A 1,417-nucleotide genomic window follows, 5' to 3' on the forward strand; every position below is an offset into this window, starting at 1 on the left:
CGGCCGGCTGATCAGGTAGCCCTGCACCTGGTCGCAGCCAAAGCTGCGCAGCAGCGCCAGTTGCTCCGGCGTCTCGACCCCTTCGGCCACCACTTCCAGATTCAGGTTGTGCGCCAGGTTGATCATGGCATGCACCAGCTTGCGGTTCTCTTCACGCTGTTCCATGCCACCGACAAAGCTGCGGTCGACCTTGAGCAAGGCAATCGGCAAGCTGTTCAAGTGCACGAACGATGAAAAGCCGGTGCCAAAGTCGTCCAGCGAAAACCGTACGCCCAACCGCCCCAGTGCATCCATGGTCTGCTTGACCAGGTCGTTGCGCCGCATCACTGCGGTTTCGGTCAGCTCGAACTCCAGCCAGCGCGCATCCACCCCGCGCTCCACGATCAAACGCCCCAGGGTGGCCAGCAACTGGCTGTCCTGGAACTGGCGGAACGACAGGTTGACCGCCATGTGCAGCGGCGCCAGGCCCTGCTCGCGCAACGCCTGCATGTCGCGCAGGGCCCGCGAGATCACCCAGTAGCCCAGCGGCACGATCAGGCCGCTCTGCTCGGCCAGCGGCACGAATTCACTGGGCGGCAACAGCCCGCGCTCGCCATGGCGCCAGCGCACCAGCGCCTCCAGGCCGACAATGCGCCCGTCGGCCAGGTCCAGCCGTGGCTGGTAGTGCAGCTCCAGCTCGTCACGGCGCAGCGCCCGGCGCAACTCGCTTTCCAGGTCGGCCAGGCTGCGCGCATTGCGGTTGATGCGTTCGTTGAAGACATGGAAGGTGCAGCCCTGGGTGCTCTTGGCCTGTTGCATGGCAATGTGCGCATGCCACATCAGCGGGTCGGCCCCCGCCTGCGCACGCGCATGCGCCACGCCCAGGCTGCAGCCCAGCAACAGGCTTTCACCATCGACCCAGTAAGGCTCGGCCAGCGCTTCGGTAATGCGCTCGGCCATCCACTCGGCCCGTTGCGGCTCACGCCGGGTGTCGATCAGCAGGGCGAATTCGTCGCTGCCCAAGCGCGCGACCTGATCACCCGCTTCCAGCTGGCTCTTGAGCCGACCGACCACCTGCAGGATCAGGCGGTCGCCGGCCTGGTGGCCGAGGGCGTCGTTGGCATAGCGGAAATTGTCCAGGTCCAGGTGCCCGAGCGCCACGCCGCGGCCCTCGTTCTCGGCCAGGCGCGCCGCCAGCAAGGTCTGGAAGCCCTGGCGGTTGGCGATGCCGGTGAGCGGGTCCTGCTCGGCCAGACGCTGCAAGGTGGCTTCGAGCACGCCGCGCTCGCGCACGTGGCGCAGGCAACGACGCAGCACGTCGGCACTCAGTTGCTCGCGCACCAGCCAGTCGCTCACCCCCGGCGCGCCTGCAGCGGCTCCTGCTCGAGCAGCAGCACCATGGCAAGTCGCAGCGGCCAGGGGCTGGCTGGCGGTCAGG

The 1,417-nt window shown here is 67.6% G+C and carries 1 pseudogene; it reads right to left on the reverse strand.

Going from position 1 to position 1,417, the window contains the following annotated elements:
• Window positions 1-1,417: pseudogene (locus tag G3436_RS25500) on the reverse strand (putative bifunctional diguanylate cyclase/phosphodiesterase); the annotation flags it as partial.

This window comes from Pseudomonas brassicae (genome assembly GCF_010671725.1).
GTDB classification, from domain to species: Bacteria; Pseudomonadota; Gammaproteobacteria; order Pseudomonadales; family Pseudomonadaceae; genus Aquipseudomonas; species Aquipseudomonas brassicae.